The organism is Vibrio sp. 10N.261.55.F4, from assembly GCF_041470465.1.
Classification (GTDB): Bacteria; Pseudomonadota; Gammaproteobacteria; order Enterobacterales; family Vibrionaceae; genus Vibrio; species Vibrio crassostreae_C.
This window is the reverse complement of the sequence record NZ_JBFRMM010000020.1, coordinates 209,572-231,055: the sequence shown is the minus strand read 5'-3', so window position 1 is coordinate 231,055 and position 21,484 is coordinate 209,572. Positions and strand designations below refer to the sequence as shown.

General features: G+C 45.6%; 15 protein-coding genes. 5 read left to right on the top strand and 10 right to left on the bottom strand.

Features of this window, described 5'->3' with window-relative positions:
* Positions 1 to 278: 278 nt before the first annotated feature.
* The 7 genes from choV to AB4249_RS11145 form a co-directional block, all read right to left on the bottom strand.
* Positions 279 to 1,493, bottom strand: coding sequence for a choline ABC transporter ATP-binding protein (gene choV, locus AB4249_RS11175; RefSeq protein WP_372103134.1), 1,215 nt, complete (start codon positions 1,491 to 1,493; stop codon positions 279 to 281).
* Between the two features lie 2 nt (positions 1,494 to 1,495).
* The gene (gene choW / locus AB4249_RS11170; RefSeq protein WP_102333552.1) at positions 1,496 to 2,338 is read right to left on the bottom strand and encodes a choline ABC transporter permease subunit; all 843 of its coding nucleotides are present in this window, start codon (positions 2,336 to 2,338) and stop codon (positions 1,496 to 1,498) included.
* Between the two features lie 107 nt (positions 2,339 to 2,445).
* Positions 2,446 to 3,417, bottom strand: coding sequence for a choline ABC transporter substrate-binding protein (locus AB4249_RS11165; RefSeq protein WP_017071877.1), 972 nt, complete (start codon positions 3,415 to 3,417; stop codon positions 2,446 to 2,448).
* A 146-nt stretch (positions 3,418 to 3,563) separates the two neighbouring features.
* A complete protein-coding gene (betA, locus tag AB4249_RS11160; RefSeq protein ID WP_372103131.1) occupies positions 3,564 to 5,291 on the bottom strand; it encodes a choline dehydrogenase in 1,728 nt (575 codons plus the stop codon).
* Positions 5,292 to 5,363: 72 nt separating this feature from the next.
* Complete coding sequence (gene betB / locus AB4249_RS11155) at positions 5,364 to 6,824, bottom strand: betaine-aldehyde dehydrogenase (RefSeq protein ID WP_137001589.1); 1,461 nt, start codon at positions 6,822 to 6,824, stop codon at positions 5,364 to 5,366.
* Between the two features lie 105 nt (positions 6,825 to 6,929).
* Positions 6,930 to 7,532, bottom strand: coding sequence for a transcriptional regulator BetI (betI, locus tag AB4249_RS11150; RefSeq protein ID WP_048610022.1), 603 nt, complete (start codon positions 7,530 to 7,532; stop codon positions 6,930 to 6,932).
* Between the two features lie 430 nt (positions 7,533 to 7,962).
* Entirely contained in the window at positions 7,963 to 9,060 is a 1,098-nt protein-coding gene (locus tag AB4249_RS11145; RefSeq protein ID WP_372103127.1) for an alpha/beta hydrolase, read from the bottom strand.
* Positions 9,061 to 9,348: 288 nt separating this feature from the next.
* Between AB4249_RS11145 and AB4249_RS11140 the strand changes: the two genes are divergently transcribed.
* From AB4249_RS11140 to AB4249_RS11120, 5 genes are all read left to right on the top strand, one after another.
* Positions 9,349 to 10,053, top strand: a complete 705-nt coding sequence (locus AB4249_RS11140; RefSeq protein ID WP_017065179.1) for a response regulator — start codon at positions 9,349 to 9,351, stop codon at positions 10,051 to 10,053.
* A gap of 36 nt (positions 10,054 to 10,089) precedes the next feature.
* Positions 10,090 to 11,409: a cell wall metabolism sensor histidine kinase WalK gene (locus AB4249_RS11135; protein WP_102333556.1), complete on the top strand. Its 1,320-nt coding sequence runs from the start codon at positions 10,090 to 10,092 to the stop codon at positions 11,407 to 11,409.
* Between the two features lie 135 nt (positions 11,410 to 11,544).
* A complete protein-coding gene (locus AB4249_RS11130; RefSeq protein ID WP_017065177.1) occupies positions 11,545 to 11,820 on the top strand; it encodes a hypothetical protein in 276 nt (91 codons plus the stop codon).
* Positions 11,821 to 12,392: 572 nt separating this feature from the next.
* A complete protein-coding gene (locus AB4249_RS11125; protein WP_372103124.1) occupies positions 12,393 to 14,762 on the top strand; it encodes a M4 family metallopeptidase in 2,370 nt (789 codons plus the stop codon).
* Positions 14,763 to 14,905: 143 nt separating this feature from the next.
* Positions 14,906 to 16,462, top strand: coding sequence for a M28 family metallopeptidase (locus AB4249_RS11120; RefSeq protein ID WP_372103120.1), 1,557 nt, complete (start codon positions 14,906 to 14,908; stop codon positions 16,460 to 16,462).
* 143 nt (positions 16,463 to 16,605) lie between these two features.
* Here AB4249_RS11120 and lhgO read toward each other — a convergent pair whose 3' ends face one another.
* The 3 genes from lhgO to AB4249_RS11105 form a co-directional block, all read right to left on the bottom strand.
* Positions 16,606 to 17,820, bottom strand: coding sequence for an L-2-hydroxyglutarate oxidase (lhgO, locus tag AB4249_RS11115; RefSeq protein WP_372103117.1), 1,215 nt, complete (start codon positions 17,818 to 17,820; stop codon positions 16,606 to 16,608).
* Positions 17,821 to 17,845: 25 nt separating this feature from the next.
* Positions 17,846 to 20,023, bottom strand: coding sequence for a TRAP transporter permease (locus AB4249_RS11110; protein WP_372103114.1), 2,178 nt, complete (start codon positions 20,021 to 20,023; stop codon positions 17,846 to 17,848).
* A 213-nt stretch (positions 20,024 to 20,236) separates the two neighbouring features.
* Positions 20,237 to 21,250: a TAXI family TRAP transporter solute-binding subunit gene (locus tag AB4249_RS11105; protein WP_016789976.1), complete on the bottom strand. Its 1,014-nt coding sequence runs from the start codon at positions 21,248 to 21,250 to the stop codon at positions 20,237 to 20,239.
* Positions 21,251 to 21,484 lie beyond the last annotated feature (234 nt).

The window sequence follows — 21,484 nt, the reverse complement described above, 5'->3', positions numbered from 1 at the left end:
CTCGAATTACACTGTAAATTGATAAATTACTTCATTGATTTTTCCGCATTGTACTGATGTTCATACTATTCTCAATCTTTTCTATACCACTAAACTTGCGTGGTACGGCACTTTTGCTTAATGAAGGGGGAATGAAAGCTTCAATGAAGACAAAAATAATGAACCAGAGAATATAAACTCAAAGAATAATATATTTTAATAATCATAGAGGTAGAGAGATTTAACCCTCTCCACCTAATAAAAAACCAGCCCTAATCGCCAAGCTGGAAAATGAAATTTTACGCAGCGGTATTCATCTGAAAGTTACCAGTAAGCGCATTATAAAATTCACTGTTATCCAAAATACCGACCAGTTTATTGTCTTCCACCAGCAAAATCGGGTGATTACTTAGCTGTTTCAGTTTAATCGCATCGCGCATGCCAATCTCTGGACTTGCCACTACAACACTCGACGCGCTGATTGCCGTTAAATCGTCGGATTCGCTCCACTCAACAAGCGCCAAAGTAGATTCACCTTTCACTGATAAAGCACCTTCACTCTGTTCAATCCAGAGATCTTTAGAATCGCAGATCTTCCAGCTTTCATTCTCTTGCGTCAGTGAATCAAGAGGCTGCATTAAAGAGCGACCTTTTAGCACATTCAATGGATTAGTGTGAGCAACGAAGTCTTTTACGTATTCGGTTTTTGGCGTCAGTACGATCTCTTCAGGCTTACCGTGTTGAATCAGTTTGCCTGACTCCATGATCGCAATGTTATTACCAATCTTCAGTGCTTCATCTAGGTCATGACTCACGAACAAAATCGTTTTGTTAAGCTTGTTTTGCAATAAAATTAGCTCATCTTGCAACTGCGCACGAATCAGCGGATCAAGCGCTGAAAACGGTTCATCCATAAGAAGAATGTCGGTATCCATCGCAAAGGCACGCGCTAGACCAACACGTTGCTGCATACCGCCAGAAAGCTCATGCGGATACTTGGTTTCCCACTCTGCCAAACCCACCATTTCAAGTTGTTCACGCGCTTTAGCACGACGAACATCTTTGGCTACGCCTTGCATTTCTAGACCAAACGCCACGTTATCTAACACGTTTAACCAAGGCATTAGGGCAAATTTTTGGAACACCATAGAAACGCGGTGAGTACGAAGATGACGCAAGGTCGCTTCGTCGCACTGTTCACCTAAATCAACCTGCTTGTCTCCATCTTTGATCGCCAATGAGCCACGGCTGATCTCATTCAGGCCGTTAACTGCGCGAAGCAAAGATGATTTACCAGAACCAGACAACCCCATCAGCACACAAATCTCGCCTTCTTCAACGGTCAGCGACACATTATCTACGCCAACCACTTGGCCAGTCTCATCAATGATCTCTTGGCGAGTTTTACCTTGGTCGAGTAGCTCAAGCGCTTGTTTCGATTTATTACCAAACACAACATCGAGATTCTTAATGGTAATCGCGTCCATTGTCTTTTTTCCCTGAGAGTTAGACATGATTAAGCTTCCTTCTGGTTTGGTGTTTTGCACAAGCGATCAAGAATGATAGCGACTAATACAATCGCCAACCCGGCTTCAAAACCTTGTGAGATGTTCACTGTGTTCAATGCACGAACAACAGGTTTACCAAGTCCGTCAGCTCCGACAAGGGCGGCGATAACCACCATCGAAAGCGACAACATAATACATTGAGTTACACCCGCCATGATGCTTGGTAGAGCCGCCGGTAATTCGACCTTCATCAGCAATTTCATGCGGCTTGCACCAAACGCTTTACCCGCTTCAATCAACTCTTCAGGCACTTTGGTTACACCTAAGTAGGTCAAACGAATTGGCGCGGCAATGGCAAATATGATGGTCGAGATTAAGCCAGGAACGATGCCCAAGCCGAATAAAACCAAAGTCGGAATCAGATACACAAACGTTGGAACCGTCTGCATTAAATCAAGAATGGGTCTAAGCACCGTATACAACCAAGGGCGATGCGCGGCCATAATGCCAACTGGTACGCCAATTAATACGGAAATCGTTGTCGCTGCAAACACGAGGACAAAGGTTTCCAGCATTTCTTGCCAGTAGCCAAGGTTTAAAATAGTCAGCAAAGCTGCAACCACGAAAATCACAAGCGAGGGTTTACGGTGTAAATACCATGCAATCGCCGCGGTCATCACGATTGGTAAAGCCGGTGGCATCCACTTAAATACATCGACTAAAAACATAATGACGGTTTCTAGAAAAATCGAAATAGCGTCAAAGAGTCCTGCTGCATTGATTGTTAGCCAATCAACACCCGCTTCCATCCATTGACCAACAGGGATTTTGTTTTCCGTAATAAAATTCACAATATTGCCTTTTATTATGGGTGGGCTACTTCAAACCAATAGACAATTGGCAAGCCCACCTTTTTTATTTATAGAGCTTTGATAAATAGAACGATAGGTAGGTAAAACTAAGCTTTAACTTGTTTTAGGTATTCAGTAACCGCTTGAGTCGCTGATTCACCTTTATGCGTTTTTACGTTGTCTAACCAAGCTTCAACTTGTTGAGGGTTATTGTTCAACCATTGTTGAGCCGCTTTTTCTGGCTTCACTTTTTGGTTAAGAATCTCTTCCATCAACTGGTTTTCCATCTCTAGTGTGAACTCTAGGTTTTGCAGAAGTTGACCGACGTTTGCACATTCAGACAGGTAGTTTGAACGAACATTGGTGTAAACATTCGCGCCGCCGTAGTTAGGGCCGAAGAAGTCGTCACCACCTGATAGGTATTCCATCTCAACATTGCTGTTCATTGGGTGCGGCGCCCAACCTAGATAAACGATCCACTGGCTACGACGAGCAGCGCGAGATACTTGCGACACCATGCCCGCTTCGCTTGATTCCACTAGGCTGAAATCTTTCAAGCCAAACGCGTCTGAATCAATCATTGATTGTATTAGGCGGTTACCGTCGTTACCCGGTTCGATGCCGTAGATGCGGTCTTTAAATTTGTCGGCATGTTTTGCTAGGTCTGCGAAGCTTTTTACGCCAGAGTCATACACGTATTTTGGCACAGCTAGCGTGTATTTTGCGCCTTCAAGGTTGGCACGCACGGTCTCAACCGTGCCCGCTTCACGGTACTTAGCAATATCGCCTTCCATGGTTGGCATCCAGTTACCTAGGAATACATCAATATCGCCGTTCGCCATTGAAGAGTAAGTCACCGGTACTGAAAGTAGGTCGGTTTTGGTTTTGTAACCAAGGCCTTTTAATAGTTCAGAAGTAACGGCGGTTGTTGCGGTAATGTCAGTCCAGCCTACATCAGCGAAGCGAACGTTTTCACATTGCTGTGGTTCAATAGAAGCGTTAGCACCAAATGCAAATGAACTGATGGCTAGTGCTGTTAACGTTTTCGTGGTCATGTTCTGAATATTTAGAGTCGTCATAATGGTTCCTTTTTATCTTTCCTTTTTCTGCTCGATATCAACACCGATAGAGAGCAGTTCTTCTGACTTTTGACTAATTTTTGTTGTTACTTTTTGCTTTTTCTATTTTTGAACTACTTTCTATTTTTTAAACTAATAACAGAGGCTTACGCTTCTCTTACTGGTTTATTTATTCTTTGCTTCTCTTGCCACTCAGGTGCAATCCACACTGGAACGTCCTGCGCTTTGAGCATTGGCTTACCCAAAATCAAATCGGAAGCACGCTCGGCAACCATAATGGTCGGGGCGTTCAAATTACCGTTTGGAATGATTGGGAAAACCGATGAGTCGACAACACGTAAATTATCGACACCGCGAACGCGACACTCTTCATCAAGCACTGCCATTGGATCATCATCTGAACCCATTTTGCAGCCACAAGAAGGGTGATATGCACTTTCAACGTTCTGCTTAACCCATTCATCAATTGCTTCATCGGAAGTAATATTTAGACCCGGCTGAATCTCTTTTCCTCGATACACATCCATCGCAGGTTGAGACAAAATCTCACGCGTCAGACGAATACAATCGCGCCAATCTTGGCGATCTTGTTCAGTCGAGATGTAGTTGAAAATGATCTCTGGCTTGGCATGCGGATCAGCAGAAGTGATCGCAACCGTACCGCGACTCTCTGGCTTGTTAGGCCCAACGTGTACTTGGAAACCGTGACCATCAAAGGCCGCTTGTCCGTCGTAACGCATCGCTGCTGGCAGGAAGTGATATTGAATGTTTGGCCACTTCAATCCTTTGCGAGAACGAATGAACGCGCACGATTCAAAGTGGTTAGTGGCACCAAGGCCTTTACGAGTCAAAATCCATTCTGCACCAATCATGCCTTTGCTGACTAAACCAAGCTTGCTGTTGAGCGTGATGGGTTCGTTGCAGTGATATTGGAAGTACACTTCTAGGTGATCTTGAAGGTTTTCACCTACGCCATTCAGCTCGTGTTTAAGCTCAACGCCTGCCTTTTCAAGCACGGCTTTCGGGCCGATACCAGAAAGCTGCAGCAGTTGAACAGAACCGATAGAACCCGCAGAAGAGATCACTTCTTTGTTCGCCACAGCCACCTGGGTATTGCCTGACTTTTCAAACTCGACACCGACGGCTTCCAAGCCCGATTGACCTTTTGATGACTGGTCTTTTACGTCGAGTGCTTCAAGTAAGAAACGACGCGCCACAATGCCTTTCTTTAAGGTTAGGTTTGAACGCTTCAATGCTCGACGTAGATAAGCGTTAGAGGTTGAGGCTCTAACACCCTTGTCTACCGTCATATGCATAGTGCCGAAGCCTTCTTGCTGGTAGCCGTTGTAGTCGTTGGTTTCTGGGTAACCGGCGTCTTTACCTGCATCGATAAACGCTTGGTAAAGCGGGTTGAGTTCCATATCGTTACCGTTACAAGTGCCGACAGGGCCATTGTCGCCACGGTATTCATCACCGCCTTTATTCCATGATTCAGCGCGGCGGAAATAAGGCAAGCATGCTTGGTAGTTCCAACCCGCTGCGCCCTCTTCTTCCCATTGGTCAAAATCACACGCGTGGCCACGTACATAAACCATGCCGTTGATCGATGAACTGCCGCCTAACACCTTGCCACGTGGGCAGTGCAGTTCGCGTCCATCAAGGCCCGGTTCTTTCTCTGTTTCAAATTGCCAAGCGTACTTTTCAGTATTCATTGGGTAAGAAAGCGCGGTTGGCATTTGGATAAAAATACTCTTGTCCGTACCACCAGCTTCCAGTAATAAAACGCTATGTTCACCGCTTTCCGTTAGCCTATCCGCTAACACACAGCCGGCCGAACCCGCGCCGACGATAATATAATCGTAGCGTTGTTCCATGTTTTGATTTCCCTGAGATAAGTCAGTGGGGCTAGCTCTGTTAAGCTAACCCATAAAATTGAGTGTTACGCGTTAGGCATAAGGGCTGGCGTAGTCGCCAAGTTCAATAAGAATGCTCTTAGTCTGCGTATAGTGAAGTAGGGTTTCTGGTCCATTTTCACGGCCAATACCTGAAAGCTTGTAACCACCAACAGGCATTTCTGCAGGAGAGTCCCCCCACGTATTAACCCAACAAATACCCGCCTGCATTTGGTGAATAACACGGTGCGCACGAGAAAGGTTTTGCGTGAACACACCAGCCGCAAGGCCGTATTTGGTGTCGTTTGCACGGCGAATCACATCGTCTTCGTCCGAAAACTTCAACACTGACATCACAGGGCCGAAGATCTCTTGTTGAACGTGAGGCATGTTGTCTTCGCAATCCACAAACACGGTTGGGATAACAAAATTACCGTTTTCGAGGCCGTTGTCTGTCACTTGATAGCCGCCCGTCAGCAGGGTTGCGCCCGACTGTTTAGCTAGCTCAATGGCTTCAAGGACTTTTGAAAGGTGTTCTTTAGAAATCAACGCGCCGATCTGAGTCTCCATGTCCATTGGGTTACCAATGATGAGCTTTTCAGTGCGTGTTTTAAGTTGGTCGATGAAATCGTTGTAGATATTTTCATGAACGTAAACGCGAGTACCGTTAGTACACACTTCGCCTTGGGTGTAGAAGTTAGCCACCATCGAAGCTGAAACTGCATCATCCAATTTCGCATCATCAAACACGATCATCGGTGACTTGCCGCCAAGTTCCATGGTGACTGATTTCAGCGTCTTAGCGCTGTCTGCCATTACCGCTTTACCGGTACCGGTTTCGCCCGTGAACGATACTTTCGCGATATCTGGGTGCGCCGTTAGCATCTGACCAACACGGTAATCGCCCTGAACCACGTTGAACACGCCATCAGGAAGACCAGCTTCGGTAAATATCTCAGCAAGCTTGAGCGCCGTTAGCGGCGTTTCTTCTGAAGGCTTGAAAATCATCGCGTTACCCGCAGCTAATGCCGGAGCCGATTTCCACATCGCGATTTGGATAGGGTAGTTCCACGCACCAATGCCCGCACAGATGCCTAGCGGTTCGCGGCGTGTGTAGAAAAATTGAGATTCACTCAGCGGCTGTTGGTCGCCTTGTAGCGTTGGAGCCAAGCCAGCAAAGTATTCAATAACATCAGCGCCAGACGCCACGTCCACTTCAATTGCTTCTTGCAGCGGCTTGCCCGTATCAACAACCTCAAGGTTTGCAAGGTCATCATTTCGAGCTCTAAGTATTTCCACTGCCTTCAACAGAATGCGGCTGCGTTCCACAGCGGTCATTGCAGACCATACCGCAAACCCGCGTTTCGCAGATTCAATAGCACTGTCGACATCTGCTGAAGATGCTTGGCCTAAGGTCGCGATAGGTTCACCGTTGGCAGGGTTAATGCTATCAAAGGTTTCACCAGAGGTTGCTTTAACCGCTGCGCCATCGATGTATAACGAGTTCATTTCCATTTGAGATTCTGACTTAATTATTGTTATTAGACTCTACTGGTCTAGTTTGAATTTTGGGTGTAAGTATTGGTCGTTCTAGTGCTGTTCTAGTTCTAACACTGCGTTCTATTTGGTACTGCACGAGTAGAACGTCAGTTGTTTATCTAGATAATCATTGATGATGGCACGCGCCTTTTGAGCATCGATACCATCTGGGTTTAGTGTGCCTCTCAGCCACAAACCATCAATCAGAGACGCAATCCCGTGAGCAACGAGATCCGCTTGTTCATGATTCAAAATACCTTTCAACTCAAGACGTAAGTGTGAAATCAAACGTTTTTCATTCACACGTTGCAGTCTTTTCAGCTGCTCGTCATGCATTGAATATGACCAAAATGCCAACCACGCCTTCGCGACCTTATTTTCTGCTTGGTAACCTTCGAAGTTACCATCGATGATCGCGTTGATTCTCTGTTGGTGAGCATCAACAGGAAGCGCTTTTAGTGAAGTCGTGATGGTATTAGATAGTTGGCGAAGGATTTCACGCATGGTCTCTTCGAGCAGCCCATGCTTTCCACCAAAATAGTGATTAATAATGCCAGTGGAGACTCCCGCTTCTTTGCTGATCAACGCAATACTCGCGGCATGCAAACCCACTCGATCAATCACCGTCATGGTGGCTTGAACAAGCTGTGGTTTACGTATATCAGGCATCCCAACCTTCGGCATTTCTCAGTCCTTTTATTTTATATTGAACGTTCAGTTAAATATAAAATGACAGAAATTTAGTTAGGGTTCAAATGATTATTTAAAGCAAGCTCGTAACAATACAGCATTCAAAACAACAAAAATCATTATAAAACAATAAATTAAATATCATTTAGAGCACTAATGAAAACAATTAAAGATTTGAGGTGTGATAGTTATTGGTCAAATGTTTTTGCTTAGAAAGTTCAAGAATCAATCAGTGAGAGTCCTTGTAGAAACTTTTTGGGGAGGGAGTGGAAAGGAAGTATCAAGGAATTTTCATACTGAAATTTAAGACAAGGAAATCCACAATCAACACAGGTAACGAATCAAAAAATGAACAAAAAAGGTTGGCGACAACAGCGTCATCACCAACCTTCTCAGTCGTTTCTAATGTTATTGCAAGCCTAAGCTACTCAATGCGTGTGATGAAACCGTATTTATCTGACTCAGCCCTAGTCACCCAGTGTTCGCCAGAAGCCGGAGCAGAATCCAACGTGAAGATATAGAAGTCGATTCCTTTGTCTCCCATTACCTTTTTAAAGTAGGTCGCTTGCTTGCGATGGCTTTCGTTCGTGTATGGGAAGTCTTTGGCTGTTTTATCATCCTCAGCCCAACTGTGCACACCAACCTGCTTATTAAGCTCAATGGCTTTAGTGGTATCTGCTCGTTGCAAAACTCGTGGGTTACCCGCAGCGAAAAGATCCGTGCCGCCAGAGAACACCGACCCCGTAGGCGTTACGATCGTCGTCATGTTGTTACTGTGGATCATGCGACCGGTGTACATATTGATATCATCGTCGGCACTTCCACCAATATGGTTGGTAAACTTCAACGTCATCTCACTGCCTTGATACAATTTCACGATATCAAAAAGCTGAGAATAGGTTGATGCGCCTAGAGTGGAAGTAATGCGATCAACAGCGCCAGTCTCGTTGAGCACATCACGGTAAAAAGCGTTGAAAGCAAACGAGGTGGTTATCGTTACCTTGTTCCCACTTTTAGTGTTACTCAGAATGGTAGACCCAAGGCTAGTCACGTATTGAACCAGTTCATTGTGATACTCAAGCTCGACGGGCTTATGAGTATTCGTCGTCGTGTTAATTAACGTGGTGTCATTGCCGATTGAGCGTTGAGCCGCACCACAATCAAACACGTCCAAACCCTTGCTCTCTGTGTAGATACCGCAGCTATCAAATCCTGCATCAGGGAGGTACAGATCCACACTTTGACCTAAACTATCCGCAAGCCTAACCACTTTTTGCTTATCACTAATATCTTCCGCAAACAGAACGATTTCATACTGCACACCGTTGTAATCAAGTTTTATGGATTCTTGGACCTCTTGTCGCTCTTTATACAACTCACCCAGTTTCGCTGATGAAAATACGTAATCAGCTTGAGGTTTTACTTGCGCTTTGTTGGCAGCTTTACCTGAGTTAGAGCTTGAGTTACAACCCGCTAGCAGAATCAAAGGTAACGCCAGTAATGCATTTCTATAGTCGTTCATACAGTTATTCCCAAAATGTTTGATGAGAAAATTCTATTGTTTAGCGCTGAATTTATCTGTCGTGGAAATGTATGAGAATGTCGAGCCTATTTGAACGATGTTTTTTATTTTCCTATAAATGCCAATTCATCATTGAACTAACTTATAAAGTGTTTAATCATTCGCTTTAGGTATTTGGCGAAGCATCTGAACTTATATGCAATAGCGTATAATCGTAATGGTTCATCACGACGAAGACTCGCTCACCTAATCTCAATAAGTGAAACGCACGACAAGGCTGATAATGGAATGACAAAACCTAAAATGATCATCGTGGAAGACGATTTGAAACTTCAGAAAATGTTGCAGGACTACTTCGTCGCGCAAGATTTTGATGTCACGGTGTTGGACGATGGCAGTGATGCCGCACACACCATCCTCACGGAGCAACCTGACATCGTACTGCTGGATTTGATGCTTCCTGTAACTGATGGACTTACAATCTGCCGACAGACGCGTACGCACTATAAAGGTAAAATCTTGATGCTCACTGCTAGCGATGACGACTTTGACCACGTCGCTGGTTTAGAGACAGGGGCTGATGACTATGTCACCAAGCCAATCAAACCAAGAGTTCTGCTGGCCAGAGTTCGTTCGCTATTACGCCGCCAAGACACCAATACCGCTTCAGTCGATGACTCAGACACCCTTCAGTTCGATCAACTCGTTCTGAAAAACACTTATAAGAAGTGTGAACTTTATGGTGCGGTTTTATCACTCACTGACAGCGAGTTTGACCTACTTTGGTTATTGGCAAGCAACCCAGACACGCCGTTATCTCGTGACTACTTGACGCAAACATTGCGCGGGATTGAGTACGACGGAATAGACCGGACGATTGACAACAAGGTTGTACGTCTAAGGAAGATTTTGGGCGACGACCACACACCAGCAGAGAAAATTCAGACCATTCGCGGGAAGGGTTACTTATTTGTTTCGACCGCCTGGCGTTAACCTCGCTCAATACGAGCGTAATAAAAGAGAGCGATTATGCGACGTATCTTTTTGGAGTCCTTAATAGGGCTGTTAGTTTGCTTTATGGCCGGCCTTGTCGCCTACGAGATTAGCGTCTATCAGCTCAATACCGACTACGAATACGTACTGGAAGATTACGAAGCGGCTGCCCACCAGCAATTGATCGAGAACATCGCTAAAAATCAAGGCCTTGAAGCGGCTCATCAAGCGATAAACCAGTTTGTAGAAACCACACGAAATAAATTGGTTACATTCAGCCCAGACGATGAAATACCCAGCCCCGTTTCAGAGTTCTTCAGCACGAATCCGAATACCTTTGTTTTTCACGATGATGAACGGGACCTATGGTTTCGCTTAGCAAGCAGTGACAATACCTATCACTACCTCCCCAACAGTGAAGCGTTCGTTAGGCAAAAAATAGAGTTGGAGGATGACCTCATTTGGTTGTTCTTTTTAGCGAGCTTTATCTTATATGGGTTATGTCATCTATTTATTATCTTCCGCCGAGTTAAAAAGCTTGAGGCTGCCACTCTGCGTTTTGCGGAGGGCGATCTCTCGACACGAGCCGAGACTTCAAGTGGTATTGCGATTGGTTCACTGAACAAATCCTTCAACCTAATGGCCGACCGAATTCATCGCTTGGTAGAAAGTAATCGCTCACTCACTAATGCTGTCGCTCATGAACTGCGCACGCCAATATTCCGTATTCAGTGGCAAGCTGAAATGTTGAAAGACACCCAGCTAAACGCAGAGCAAGAAAGCACGATTGAGAGTATTGTCGAAGACACGGAAGAGATGGAAAAGATGGTCGATGAACTATTGTATTACGCCAAACTCGATAGCACTGACCTAGAAAACTTAAAAAAGCCATTAGAGATTCGAGACTTTCTCGACCACGCAATGGCGCGTTGGAACAAAGACACTCAGCTCAACATCGACCTATCGCTACCAGAGCAACCTAGCTCAATAATGGCGGATGAAACGCTATTTAACCGAGCACTAGATAACCTAGTGCGTAACGCAATGAAATTCGCACGCTCACAAGTGTCGATTGCAGCGACCGTGCATCAAGATCAGCTACAGATTGCGGTACACGATGACGGTGATGGTGTGGCTCAAGAACATCAAGCTCGCCTGTTCGAACCCTTTTACGTTGGCGACAAAGCGCGTAACAAAGCCAAGAGCGGCCATGGTTTAGGGCTGTCTATCGTCGAGAAGATCTGTGCTCAACACGGCGCTACCGTGGAGGTAGGTCAGAGCCAAGCCTTAAAGGGTGCGGTATTCACCATTACCATTCAGCTGTGTAATGATTCAGCTGACAAACCCATACAGTAACTACAAAACACCTCTGGAATAATGTTCAACATCGGTCGGGAGATGCTGTCTCCCATGAACTTATTGAATCTTGATAATCACGACACTGCTTTTGTGGCTTGCCATCTCGGTTCCAATCATTCTTAAGGTATTTTTATGAAAAAGTTATTAGTTGTTTTAGGCATTGTTTCTCTAGCGGGTTGTTCTGGTATCAGCCACAACGAAGAAGTGTACACAGCGCACGCAGAGAGCTTCAACATTGTCGGTTTCCAAGTGCCAGGTAACACTCAAGACCGCGCAATGGAATTAGTACCTGAAGGTGCAACGGTTGATACGATTCGCTCAACAAACTCTGATACGAGCTCTGTTCTGGGTATCATCAACCGTATTATCGGTATCGACTACGTACAAGTTGGCGGTAAAAAGCAGTAATTCGCTTTAGTGACGTTAGCCACGTACCATAATTAAGTGTCGCAGTTGCCTACCTATATTCAGTAGCCTGCACAAACTAAGTTAATCTAAGCCAGTGACCCGTCGCTGGCTTTTTTCATCCAGCAGATTTTGTGCTCTGTGCCAAACAAGTGCCCGATTCCCCTTCCCTCTTTTAACTAACAATTCGAAAAATAAGCCGAAAAGTCTTCGATTTCTTATCAAAATTGCCCCTAAATTCGCTAAATGGCCTTCTGTTTAAAGTGACACTTTCAAATCGTTGATCCTTCTATCAACCCAGAATCCGTTAATTGAGGCACAGATCAATTTACTCGAAAATCTTAATTTCCAAGAGAAATAAACACTTAATAAAAGTGTCATGATTTTATAAATAAACATATAGGTGCGTTCAAAAATAAACAGAAATGATAACTATCTGTAAATACGAGAAATATAAGTTTCATGAATAAAAGAGATCATTGCCATGCTACTAATTAATCAGATCGAATGATGTAAATTCGCTGTGATTAATTTGTTACGTTTTCTTGAATTTTACATGGAAAGAGAAAACAACAATGAAAATAAGAAAACGTTTAGTTGCCGTTGCTATAGCCAGTGCTATGTCTTTGTCAGTGCATGCAAGTGAATCCGTTCAAATCGATCAACCGATCAACTTTACTAGCTTCTCTGGGTTAAACGCTCAGTTAGGAGTCAGTAACGCCTCTAGCTTCAAGATGGTGAAAGAAGTAAACCTGAAAAAGCGTGGTATCTATAAAGTTAAGATCCAGCAGAACATCTGGGGAACACCGGTATGGGGACATTACCTAAATGCCACCCAAAGTGTCCAAGGTGGCGCACTTAAGTCCGTTCAAGGTCGCTACCTTAAAACAACGACCCTAGAGCGATCTTTTGTTAAGCCATCAATCAACAGCGCTCAAGCGGTTGAACTCGCAAGTAAAGATCTAAAGACTCAAGGCTTAACCAGCAAATCTCTAGACAACGTTCAACATCAGCTATTTATCTATCAAGGCTCTGTGAAGCAAGGCATCGGACAGCAAAGCGTAGATAAAACACGACTAGTGTACGTTGTCTCTTACCTAGTAGAAGGCAGCGAACAGCCGACTCGACCATTCACCATGCTAGACGCGCACACCGGCGAAGTTATCGACCGTTGGGAAGGTATTGCTCACGCACAGATCGGTACAGGCCCCGGTGGCAACGAAAAAACAGGCATGTACGAATACGGCACCGACTACCACTACCTTGATGTTCAAGAAGTGGGCACAGAGTGTGTAATGGAGTCTGAAAATGTCGTTACCGTTGACCTTAATGGCGCGACCGACGGCGACACCACTTACAGCTATGAATGTCCTCGTAACGAATATAAAGCCGTGAACGGCGCATTCTCACCACTCAACGATGCCCATTACTTTGGCAACATCGTGTTCGATATGTATAAAAACTGGTTCGACACAGCGCCACTCTCCTTCAAGCTCATGATGCGTGTTCACTACGGTGAAAACTACGAGAATGCATTTTGGGACGGCAGAGCCATGACCTTTGGTGATGGGGAGAGCTTCTTTTACCCGCTTGTTAGCCTAGATGTATCAGCCCATGAAGTGAGCCACGGTTTCACTGAGCAAAACTCAGGTTTGATCTACGCAAACCAATCGGGCGGTATGAACGAAGCCTTCTCTGACATGGCCGGTGAAGCCGCAGAATACTATATGAAAGGCACCAACGACTGGATGGTCGGACGCAATATCTTTAAAGGCGAAGGTGCGCTGCGTTACATGGACGATCCATCACGCGATGGCTCTTCAATCAACAACGCATCCGAGTACTACGATGGCTTAAACGTGCACTACAGCTCTGGCGTGTTCAACAAGGCGTTCTACCATCTTGCAACCACACAAGGTTGGGACACCAAAAAAGCGTTCGAACTGTTCGTGCTAGCCAACCAGATCTATTGGTCTGAAAACAGTGACTTTTGGCAGGGCGCCTGTGGCGTGAAAAACTCAGCAACCGACCTTAGCTACAGTGCCGATGATGTTGTTTCTGCGTTTAACTTAGTGGGTGTATCACCGTGTGGCGAACCACCACTTCCACCAGAACCGGAATATCAACGCCTTGAAAACGGTGTTGAAGCCGCAGTTGCTGGTGAAACAGGCTCAAAAACTTACTTCGATATCGAAGTACCAGAAGGCCAAGACAAGCTAACGATTGATCTTGCTGTGTCTACTGGTGATCCGGATATGTATGTCGGTCTAGATTATGCGCCAAGCTCTCAAGAGAATATCTGTAAGAGTGAAAGCGTAACCGATGAAGTATGTGTAATTGAAAACCCAACAGCTGGTCGCTACACGGTGAACATTCTGGGTTACTCAGATTACGCAGGTGCAAATCTGAAAGCATCGTACGGATCAGGCAATGCTAACGTACCGCCAGTTTCTTCTTTCGAACACACGGTCGTAGGCAAAGAAGTAGAGCTGCGCAGCACAAGTTCGGACAGCGATGGTCAGATCGTTTCTTACCAATGGAACCTAGGCGATGGCAACACACAAACAGGTGAAGTGACTCGCTATACCTACGCTGAAGCTGGCGACTACGTGGTTACTCTAACCGTGACAGACGATGCAGGCGTTGCAACATCAACAAGCAAGTCGATTACGATTGAAGGGGACTCAGCGGAAGGCTTCCCATTAAAACTGAAGTTTGGTAACAAAAAGCCGAATGGCAAAGCTCGCGTTAAGCTGGCATGGGATTACGACACCAATGACTACTTCGTGATTAAGCGTAATGGCAAGAATGTTGGTGCTACAGACTTTAACTCATACGTCGACAAGTTCCGTCACAACGGCACAGTAGATGTTGAGTACCAAGTGTGTACCTCAAGCGATATCTGTTCAGAAACCAAGCACTACCGTTTCATTAAAACACAGTAATCAATAGCAAATTCAGGGCTCCGAAAGGGGCCCTTTTCGCGGTTAACTGTTCAGCAAATGAAACATCTACACAAATACATCCACGTATTACACAAAAATCACCCCCATCAACATAACAATACTCACCATAAAAAGGACGACAAATGGCTATTCAAAAAAGCATGCTAGCTTTGGCTGTACTCGGAGGTTCTTTAGCCTTAATCAACAGTACTTCGGCTTACGCATCACTAGGCATCACACCACCAGCGAACGAAGAAGTTTGGATCACCACCGATGCTGACGCACAGCATATAATGACTCAGCATGGCGCAACGGTTTATCCAAGCGTGACTGGAAACAAGCATTCCATCGTCGCGAAAATCAACCAGAAAGAGCTGGCGAAACTATCCAGCCACATGCACGAAGAAACTCACCGTTGTGGTGGCTACATGGTGCACGAAGACAAAGCAAGTGCTCTCAAAGCGGCGGCTATGCCATTGACAATGAGCAGCTTCGAAAAGCCAGTTATCAGCCATCAAGATACGGTGAACGACCTACTCGCTCAGGTCGAGCCGAACAACATGGTCACGACCATCGAAAATCTAACCAACTTCACCAACCGTTTTTATACTACTTCTACTGGTGTCGCGGCTTCAGATTGGCTTTTAGAACGTTGGGAGACGGAAATTAAAGATGTGCCTTATGCGTCTGCACGCCAGATCACGCATGCCGAATATCCGCAAAAATCCGTTGAAGTGACACTGCTTGGCGCTAAATATCCTGAAGAGATCGTCGTTGTTGGTGGGCACCTTGATTCAACGTTTGGTTCTTGGACAAGCGAAGGCACCATCTCACCAGGAGCCGATGATGATGCGTCTGGCATTGCAACGGTAACAGAGTCGCTTCGCCTGATGATCGCCAGTGGTATTCAGCCAGACAAGACCATTAAATTTTATGGTTATGCAGCCGAAGAAGTGGGATTGAGAGGCTCACAAGATGTCGCCAACGCTTTAAGAGATGAGCAAGCCAACGTTGTATCGGTATTGCAATTAGACATGACCAACTACAACGGTTCAGCGCACGATATCACCTTCATCACAGACTACACCGACAACAACCTTACCGCCTACTTAAGCGAGCTGATCGACACTTACGCGAGCGACATCAGTTACGGTTTCGATGATTGTGGCTATGCCTGTTCTGACCACGCCTCTTGGCACAATGTTGGCTACCCAGCTGCCATGCCATTCGAAAGCATGTTCAATGATTACAACCCAAGTATTCACACTGAGCACGACACGCTTGAGAACTCCGATCCTACGGCGACACACGCGACCAAGTTCGCCAAACTAGCCATTGCTTACCTTGTCGAAACCAGCCTTGATTCACCCGTTGCAGGCCCTAAAGAGCTGCAAAATGGCGTGCCTGTTAAAGGACTTACTGCAGGATATGGTGAAGAGCAGTTCTTCACATTTACGACTCAAAGTGCAGGTCAGTTAACGGTAACATTAACCGGCCCTCGAAGTGGCGATGCCGACTTATATGTGAAACACAACGGCACCGTATCGAAAGCGAACTACGACTGCCGCCCATACCAGAACAGCAGCAACGAACAGTGTGTATTGAACAAGCCAGCGGGTGAATTCAGCATCATGGTGCGCGGTTACCGTAACTTTAGTGATGTCACCATCGTCGCTAACTTCGTTCCTGATTGGCTTTAAGGTTGGTTAATTGACTAACAATTAAACCTAGCAAACACGGCTAAAACTAAAAATCCGCAAGCCCACGATCATAAATAGATTGGAGCTTGCGGATTTTTTATTGTCTTCGGAGAGCATCTCAACTTAATAACCTTTAGTTATCATCAAGCCGTCTTTTTCATTACCTTGCCACAGATGTACTCGCCAATCGGCATTGCAGAGGTCGCAGCCGGTGATGGCGCGTTACATACATGTAAGCTTCTTGGGCTTTCGGCAAACAGGAAATCATGGACCAAGGTGCCATCCTTCAGTACCGCTTGAGCACGAATCCCAGCAGGATAAGGCTTAAAATCATCAACCGTAATACTCGGGCAGTATTTGTTCACTAGCTTTAGATATCCCGGTTTCCACCACGAGTTCTTAAACTCGACCAAACCCGTTTTCAAGTGATTCGCAGTCACTTTCCAAAAACCCACAAAGCTCAGCATCTGCCAAGTGTCCTTGAAGCTAAAGTTAAGCTTGCCATAACCTTCTCGCTTCCAGCCTTGAACTGCATTTGGCCCTACTGTTACGGAGCCATCAATCATGCGTGTTAAATGCACGCCCAAGAAAGGCAGTTCTGGGTCAGGGATCGGATAGATAAGATGATTCACCACTTGGTTGTGCTTAGCGTCTAACTGATAATACTCACCGCGATAAGGCACGATTTGGAAGTCGGTTTCGATGTCTAACATCTTGGTCATTCTATCGGCCATCAAGCCAGAACACGTGATCAAGAATCGACTGTTCAGTTGAAGAGTCTGACCATCTACTTTGCACGTTAACTGCACTTCATCTTCTTGCTCATCGGCCATGATCACTTCCGTACCAAGGCTAAGCTTACCACCCGCCTCAACAAACTCTTGAGCCATCACTTCGGTGACTTTTTTGTAGTCGACGATACTGGTGGTTTTGACATAAATCGCACTCAAACCCGTGATATTTGGCTCGGCAAGTTTGAGCTGAGCTTGGTCCAACAAATCGACATCAATGTCATTATCATGACAACGTTGATAGAGCGCGTTCATGCGCTCCACTTCCTGCTCATTGGTCGCGACCAACAGCTTGCCACAGTTTTCGACAGGGATATCGTGTTGGCTGCAAAAGGCGATGGTGCGCTCTACGCCGCGTTTACAAAAATCCGCCTTTAAACTGCCCGGAGCGTAGTAAACACCAGCATGAATCACCCCGCTATTATGGCCAGTTTGGTGCTGCGCGAAACCACGTTCCTTCTCGACTAAAAGGATACTTTTATCAGGGTGAGCTTGCTGTAATTGCCAAGCCGTCGACACGCCAACAATGCCGCCACCAACGATAATATAGTCGTATATTGAGTTCATAATATTCCTACATTCAATCCTTTAATTATAGGGAAGACGCGACAGTGTTAGATCCGGTTTGAGGTAACTTTTTTTCCTCACTTTCTGATTCCTTTTTCACTTGATTTGCATCGTATTTACGACCGCTGTAGATGAAGATACCAACAAAAATGGCAACACATACCAAACGGATCACGACTGAAACATCAGGCCATACTAGAGCTATACCTACCGCAACCAACGCTACTCGAGTAATAATATTAACTTCGCTCTCTAGATAGCCTTCAATCGCCGCGATAAACGCGTAAGTACCAATAACAGCAAAGCCACCCGTGACTAACACGGAGATCACATCCCAACTTACCAAGTTAGTGTAGGCAATCAACAATGGTACTAAATACAAGCCTTTGGCTATCTTCCATGCCATTAATCCCGTTCTCATCGGGGGTGTTTTAGCAATGGTTGCAGCCGCAAATGCAGTTAAACAAACAGGCGGAGTCACGTTGCTGTCTTGCGATAGCCAGAAAATGATCAAGTGGGCAGAAAGCAGTGCAAGGCTGATCGCTTCTAAGCCAAGGCTCTGTTCAAGCAGAGTTTCCACAAAATCAGCAGGGACTAACGCAATCATCTCTTTGGCTGTTTCAAGTGCCATTGGCGCGTTCAGCAAATCAAGCTTATCTGGCGCAGCCAACATGAAGATAGCTTTCGCCTGTTCCGGTAACTGTCCCGAAACCAACAGGTCGAGCAACTGACTTTCAGCAATCAGTTTATACAAAGCTGGTGCAGACAGAGTACCCAACACGATATAAGCCGCGGTTACTGGTAACCCCATGCCCAGAATCAAAGACGCCAGTGCAATTAAGGCGATCATCACCAACAAATCGCCGTTCGCCCAGCTATTGATCATCAACGAGAAGGTGTTACCAATACCAGTCGTGCTGATCACGTTGATCACCAGACCAATGCCCACTAGCAACACAGCCGTGGTCGCCATGTTTTTTGCGCCTTGAGAAAGCGCTTCGATGATCGCCTTTGGACCCATTTTGTGATTTTTAGAGAACCATGAAGCCACCACGACAGACAGAATCGAGATGCCCGCAGCGTAAGTCGGCGTAAAGCCCTTCACCAACAGAGTCACTAACACCGCTAATGGGATCAGGTTGTGCCAACCCGACAGCAATACTTTCAATAGAGGTTCACAGCCAGAAGTCACCTTTTGCACACCACTGCGTTTTGCTTCGATGCGCACGAAGAATGCCACAGACAAAAAGTAGATAAGCGCAGGAACGAAGGAAACCGCAATAATATCGACATAAGGAATTTGCGTGTAAGAGGCCATGATGAACGCGCCCGCACCCATCACAGGTGGCATCAGCTGCCCGCCAGTAGATGCAGCCGCTTCAACACCTGCCGCGAAGCGCGAAGGGAAACCTGCCTTTTGCATCAAGGGAATACTGATCACGCCCGTCGATACTGTGTTTGCTACGCTCGACCCGGAGACAGAGCCCATCAAGCCGGAGCCAATAACGGCAATGAAACCAGGGCCACCAATCACTTTGCCCGCCGCGGCACGGGATACATCAATAATGTAGTCGCCGACACCAGATCGAACTAAAAATGCGCCAAATAAGATGAACATGAACACGAAGGTCCAACTGATTCTTGAGATCGAACCAAACATCCCTTCTGATGAATAAAAGCTTCGATAAAGTAACGTCTCAAGGCTTAAACCCGGAAAATGAAAAATACCGCTGGTCCATTGTCCCCAAAGCACTACATAACTTAAACACACTAAGATAAGCACTGGAATGAACCAGCCCATAGTGCGTCTAATCAGCTCAATGACGATGGCAATCGCCAAGATAGAGAAAAACCAATCACTGGCGATAAATTTTACGCCTCGGTCATACAACGCATCTTCTGCAAAGGGGATGTAGATAAGACAAGCCAGAGCCGCCAAGGCAATTCCGATATCGACCGCCAGAGCTATCTTGCTCTTTTTCAGTGAGATATGAGCGGGATACCAAAGCGCGCAAATGATTGCGAAACCAGCGAAATGCGTCGCCGAAATCCAAAGCTCTGGCAAGGTAGATAAGGTATTAAACCAAATATGTAGGAGGGAGAGTATCACTCCCATTGTCGTTATTGCTTTGCCTACCCAAGGGAAATCTGTTCGGGTAGGCAATTCGAATTTTTTCAGTTCCTGCTGCAGCGAATCGCTCATAGAAAACTCCTGCTCTCCACAGCCAAACGCGCAGAGAAAATCCATAAAGTAAGGTGGTGCGTTTTCACTTCAAATAATCGAACGAGCCGGAGACGGTCAAATCAAACAAAGTAGCCGAAACAGATGAAAACGCACCAAGCAATTAATTAACGCGAATATTCAGTTCACGCCAAATAGCGAGTTAAAGATAAATGGCTAATCGAAGACAAAGGGTTAGTCGACGATCAACTCAGAAGGGATTTCTATACCCACTTCTTTATAGTAACGAGCAGCACCTGGGTGAAGCGGAACAGGAAGGCCTGCGATCCCTTTCTCAAGTGCCATTGCTTTGGTTGCTTTGTGGATACCTTGTAGGAAAGGTAGGTTTTCATAGATAGCTTTGGTCAGTTGATACACATCTTCTTCAGAAATGTCTTCACGAACCGCTAGGAAGTTAGGTTGGGCAATCGTAGTAATTGGTTTATCGACACCTGGATAAGTGTTTGCTGGGATCTCATACTTGGTCCAAATATTGTAATCACCATTCGCTTGTTTGATTTGTGCATCGGTAAACGACAAGATTTGAATATCTTCACCCAAGGCAGCAAAGGCTTGTGTTACCGCACCAACAGGCACACCAGCAGGCGTATTCATGCCATCAATTGTGCCATTTTGTAATGCGCTCGCACTGCCACCATAACCCATAAAGGCGAGTTTAAATTGTTCTGGGTCCACGGATAAGCCTTGCATGATTTGACGACCTGAGTTTTCAGTCCCAGAGTTCTTCTTACCGATAGAGAATTTCTTACCGTTTAGGTTCTCTAGATCGCTTACCGTACCTGTTTTTGCTAGATCTGAACGCACAATAAAGTGTTCTACGTTTTGCCATAACATGGAAACTGAACGCAGTTGAGTTTGTCTGCCAGATTTCTCATATGGCCCTAAACCCTGCCAAGCCCAAGCACCATACAAACCTTGTAGAATAGCGAACTGAGCTTCGTTCTCGTTCAACAACTTTACGTTCTCACCCGAGCCCGCAGAGCTGATAGCCGCTAAAGAAAAGTGCTGCTTAGGCGCAAGCTTAACTTTACTCAATGTCGCTAAGGCCACACCTACCGGATAGTAAGTACCACCCGTTGAGGCCGTCGCTAAAATATAGCTGCGATCTTCTTCAGCTGACGCATGACTGATAAGGCCAAGAGAAGCCATTGCTATCGCTAAAGTTTTAACTAGCTTGTTGTATTTCATTGTTACTCTCCATGTAGGGTTATTCACGTTATATTTTTGTTAACAACAATCACTAGATAGCAAGCACAATGCCAGTTTTTAACCATTTGTTTTAATTTACTTTTATTTTAAAACCTATTTAAAATAAGCCGTTTTTTGCTTATTCCCCTGTTATTAAGTAAGCCATTTTTTGCTTATCGGCTACCGGAATTAACACCTGTAGATCGGGAAGCAAGTCACACCATGTTGCAGTTG